At 45.5% G+C, this 4,152-nt stretch carries 6 protein-coding genes and 1 pseudogene; 6 read left to right on the top strand and 1 reads right to left on the bottom strand.

What is annotated here, in order from left to right; all coding sequences use genetic code 11:
- Positions 1-124: 124 nt before the first annotated feature.
- The 3 genes from B3K91_RS04300 to B3K91_RS04290 all read left to right on the top strand — a co-directional run bounded on the left by B3K91_RS04300 (position 125) and on the right by B3K91_RS04290 (position 2,302).
- A complete protein-coding gene (locus B3K91_RS04300) occupies positions 125-1,168 on the top strand; it encodes an ABC transporter permease (RefSeq protein WP_292590758.1) in 1,044 nt (347 codons plus the stop codon).
- A gap of 108 nt (positions 1,169-1,276) precedes the next feature.
- On the top strand, positions 1,277-1,780 hold the full coding sequence (locus tag B3K91_RS04295) for a hypothetical protein (RefSeq protein WP_292590760.1): 504 nt from the start codon (positions 1,277-1,279) through the stop codon (positions 1,778-1,780).
- Between the two features lie 21 nt (positions 1,781-1,801).
- Positions 1,802-2,302, top strand: coding sequence for a hypothetical protein (locus B3K91_RS04290; RefSeq protein ID WP_292590761.1), 501 nt, complete (start codon positions 1,802-1,804; stop codon positions 2,300-2,302).
- Between the two features lie 126 nt (positions 2,303-2,428).
- On the opposite strand, the gene B3K91_RS04285 is transcribed toward B3K91_RS04290, so the two are convergent.
- Complete coding sequence (locus tag B3K91_RS04285; protein WP_292590763.1) at positions 2,429-2,863, bottom strand: hypothetical protein; 435 nt, start codon at positions 2,861-2,863, stop codon at positions 2,429-2,431.
- A 216-nt stretch (positions 2,864-3,079) separates the two neighbouring features.
- On the opposite strand from B3K91_RS04285, the gene B3K91_RS04280 reads away from it, so the two are divergent.
- The 3 genes and pseudogenes from B3K91_RS04280 to B3K91_RS04270 form a co-directional block, all read left to right on the top strand.
- Positions 3,080-3,208: an NAD(P)-binding protein gene (locus tag B3K91_RS04280; RefSeq protein WP_243392166.1), complete on the top strand. Its 129-nt coding sequence runs from the start codon at positions 3,080-3,082 to the stop codon at positions 3,206-3,208.
- A 197-nt stretch (positions 3,209-3,405) separates the two neighbouring features.
- Positions 3,406-3,672, top strand: coding sequence for a hypothetical protein (locus B3K91_RS04275; protein ID WP_292591767.1), 267 nt, complete (start codon positions 3,406-3,408; stop codon positions 3,670-3,672).
- Between the two features lie 3 nt (positions 3,673-3,675).
- Positions 3,676-4,152 (top strand): annotated as a pseudogene (locus tag B3K91_RS04270) (NAD(P)/FAD-dependent oxidoreductase); the annotation flags it as partial.

Here is a 4,152-nt window from a genome sequence, read left to right as displayed (position 1 = left end):
TCTACTTGGTGATACAATTCATTAGGCAGTCTTCATAAGGTCTTGAAGAACTCCCTTTGTTGGAGTCTGACTTTGGAATTCTGCTTTCGGGTGAGTCATTTTCCTTAGCTGCAGGAGGTACAATTTGGCCGCTTACATTATTAGAAGACTTCTGTTCTTGCCACTTGTTGCCTTTACTGTAACTCTGGTTGTATTCGCTGTAGTTTGGTCGATGGGACCCGATGTGCTGTTGAGAGCATACATGACGGGAAACGCTTCGAAGTCCCCGAATGCTGAACAGAGGATAATCGAAAAATACGGGCTCGATAAACCGGCAGTTGCCATGTACTTCAAGTGGCTTGGGAACACCCTCAAGGGAGATATGGGATACTCTTTGACCGCCAGTTCATCGGTTTCCGAAGCGATTATCTCAAGACTTCCGGCAAGCCTAGAACTGCTGATACTAGCGATTATACCTATAATCATTATTGGTTCAAGGCTAGGAATAAGAGCAGCCATGCATCCAGACGGAATTGCTGATTCTGTCTTCGGATTCTTTTCGATAGTAGGCTGGGCAACCCCAGATTATGTAATGGCTCTGCTCATTCTCGTGGGCAGCTTCACCATATTCGGCTGGCTTCCTATCGGCAGTCTGACCACCGGGTTAATTACGAATTGGACCTCCTACACTAACTCCCTAATAATCGATTCAGTTCTCAATCTGCGCTTCGATATCCTTTTGTCTCAACTAATCAATCTTGTGCAACCTGTATTGACCCTCTTCATCGTGCATTCGGCTTATGTTTTTCAGATAAGCAGGGCAACTGCTCTCGATGTCAAGAAAAGAGATTATGTTAGGGCAGCAAGATCAAGAGGTGTGAGCGAAAGAACGATAATGCTAAAACATGTTAGAAAGAATGCTCTGATCCCTGTCGCAACTGTTGGAGGCGAGCTCTTCGCATCGCTTTTCGCAGGACTTGCCTTTGTTGAAACCATCTTTGCGAGACCGGGTATAGGAAGGCTGCTAACTGACGCAGCAATAAGCGTTGAAGTGCTGACACTCTCAGGCTGTGTACTTCTGATAGCCGCCATGATGATTATCGTGAATATCGTTGTAGATATTATTTATTCCTTAATCGACCCACGAATCCTTCTCTGGGATAATGGGAAGGGATCTAGAGCAGATTAACGTTTTCTGGCCGCTCACAGAATTTGATTAGCGATTGAGCAGACAGTGTGGAAAGAAGATCGCTTTTGGATGTTGCAGACGTACAATGAACGTTAGGGGGTGAAACCTATGAAGAAGTCCGTTCTAGTACTTTTCATTCTGCTCGTTGCTTCGTTCTCATTCGGCAGCCTTTCTCTGGGACTGATTAATGTAGCTGCAAAGACCGAGTCTCTTTCGAACACTCCACTTTCCGGCTTCGTTGGAATAGACGTACTGGGCATAGATCTGCGGTACGATCTTGGACCTTTATCGTTGGGAGTAGCAACTCCATTTCTGATGTTTACTCTCTCTGAAGACACCGGCATTAAGACCTCTTTTGTGATCCCTGGAGTTGCCTGGTTAGTATATGCGGGGCTGAAGCTTGATATGGGCGTCTTCTATTTCAGGGGAGACATCGGTCACACATTCGCTTTCGGAGAGCAGTTGCAGCTTGGTTTTTCACCTCTAAGACTGGGAGTTGGAATGAATATCATTCCCAATTACTACATAGAGTTCAACACAGCTGTAATTCTCCAGAAATTCAGCGAGACTGTGGGGAAGATCTATGACTTCAAGATCGGTTACAGATTCTGATAGAACAAAGAGGTGGTCAAGGTGAAGAGATTGCTTGCCACAGCTGTAGTAGTAACGGTGCTGGCAATGTCTTGTCTTTCGAGGAATCCCACGATTGAGGTTTACAGAGATCGTTTCCAATCGGTCACCTACTACGATATCGAGAAATTCAGCGAGAATTTGAAAACAGAGAGTATCAACATTTCACGTAATGAGAAGCGTATGCTGGAAGACGGAGACATTCTTGTTTATCTCACTGATCAGGAAAGGCTTGGAAAGATGTTGATACTCGAGCTCGACAAGGGTGAAAGCGGATTCGTGTTTTTTGACTTTGTTACGTATGACGAGAACGGCCTAGTATTCATCGAGAAGAGATTTGTGAAGCTTCTAACTTCGTATATTTTCGACTTCGACAAAGGAATCATCCCTGAAAAGACCGAAGGTGTCGAACTGTGGTGTCACAATCTGGATGACGTCGAGATGTATCTCGTTCCATGGAATCCAGCGAAGCTCGGAAAATACCCGACTGCAGGGCTGAATTGACAAGCAGCGAACTCGTTCCAAGAAGGCAGAGTTTTCACTGAAGGGATTTCAGAACAACCTTGAATCAAAGATTGCTCTCTGTTAACAAACCGGAACTTGAACGACTCTAGAAGCGAAATCCATTCTCTAGAACTCAAGCTGAACGAGAAATGTGGGAACTATCTTCAGGCTAGTATCGACAAAAAACTCCCCAGGCAGATTAACGGGAAATCCCAGTTCTGCACCGATAAAAAGCTCTCCAAAATCAGTGGCGAACCCGTAGCTCGCACCTGCTCGTGCGAGAAGGAGGCCTTCCATTTCACCGAGGTGAAAAAGGATCTCAGTTCCACCGTGAACTCTCCAGGAGGCGATATCTTTGTAAAGATACATACCCGGAACCAATACGATTGAATCTGTATCAAAGATTACTCCCGCCTTGGCCTGAAATCCAAGAAGCCACGTATCAAAATTGATTGCGGCAAAGGGCTCGAAATGACCGTGTATCTTGACGCCGACACCGAAACCAATTCCAATGGCAGATGCAGAAATAACAAGTACCAAAGCAATACAGACAAACCTCATGAAAGCATACACCTCCTCGAATAGTTCAATTCTATCTCAAGTCGAGTCAATAATCCCTAGAAAGTGCTCAATAGTCTAGTACAAAACTCGCTTAGCGAACAGGCACATTCAAGAGTGATAGAATTAACTCGTAATTACCAGTTCTCTCATCTGTTCTCTGTTACATTCGGTGGGAGGGCTTTCCAATCGTCCAATTAAGAGTTTAAGGAGGCTAAGATGGCAAAGATTGTTATCATCGGAGGTGGAATCGGCGGACTGGCCGCGGGGTGTTTTGCCAGAATGAACGGATTCGACCCGATAATACTTGAGAAGTCAAGCAAATTGGGCGGTCTATGCACCTCATAGGATAGAGGCGGATATGTTTTCGATGGCTGTATTTGCCATCTTGCTGGGCTACCTCCGGAACCCCTCTCTACAACATGCGGAAGGATTTGGGCGCCATGCCTTCAGAAGTTCACTTCCCCGAAGAGTTGGTGAAAGCAGAAGATTAATCGGGCAATGAGTTCACGGTTTACTACTATCTCGAAAGACTTGAAACCGAAATGAAGAGAATCGCTCCTGAAGACTCTCATACAATAGAGGACTATATCAACGGAATCCGCAGACTTTCAGATATGGATCTTCTAGAAGTGGGATTCTGGAAATTCAGAGACTGGATCAAGAACATCTTTGTTCTCATAGAGAACAGAAAGGTCACGAAGTACACAATGATTGCTTTTGCTCAGAGATTCAAGAATCCTGCCTTAAGGATGTTCTTTCCAGTCATTCAATGCGGTTGGGCAAATATCCCCATGACTCTCAATCTTTGAGTAATGGCAGGCTCCAACGCAAAGAGATGCGGAAGGTACTCCGGAGGTTCCGGTAAGTTCATCGAGTCAATCGTGAAGAGATACGCTTCCCTCGGGGGCGAGATACTGTACGATTCGTCAGCAGTTAAGGTCATTGAAAGGGAGGGAAGGGCAGTCGGAGTAAGGCTCGAAAGTGGTCAGGAGCTTAACGCCGACTATGTGGTTTCAGACGCCTACGGCTATGATACTTTTAAGAAACTGATTGATGAGAGACACCTCACCGATCGGCTGCGCTCGATGTATTCGAAGCCCATCGACAGAATGATGATGGCTCCGCACGTGCCTTTTGGCATTGACATGGACCTGTCACAATTGCCGAATGCAATGTCTTTCTTTCTGGATGAACCGATTGAGATTGCAGGTGACGGATGCTCCATAGTAAACCTTCTGAATTACAGTTATGATGGAACAATGGCGCCAAAGGAAAAGATTGCCAGTAAC

Source organism: Mesotoga sp. UBA5847, assembly GCF_002432735.1.
Taxonomy (GTDB): domain Bacteria; phylum Thermotogota; class Thermotogae; order Petrotogales; family Kosmotogaceae; genus Mesotoga.
This window is presented reverse-complemented; position numbering and strand designations above follow the sequence as displayed.

Bases quoted from the DNA above. Each gene is read 5' to 3' on its own strand.
- B3K91_RS04295 (WP_292590760.1), top strand. From the start codon at position 1,277: ATGAAGAAGTCCGTTCTAGTACTTTTCATTCTGCTCGTTGCTTCGTTC.
- B3K91_RS04285 (WP_292590763.1), bottom strand. From the start codon at position 2,863: ATGAGGTTTGTCTGTATTGCTTTGGTACTTGTTATTTCTGCATCTGCC.
- B3K91_RS04280 (WP_243392166.1), top strand. From the start codon at position 3,080: ATGGCAAAGATTGTTATCATCGGAGGTGGAATCGGCGGACTGGCCGCG.
- B3K91_RS04275 (WP_292591767.1), top strand. From the start codon at position 3,406: ATGAAGAGAATCGCTCCTGAAGACTCTCATACAATAGAGGACTATATC.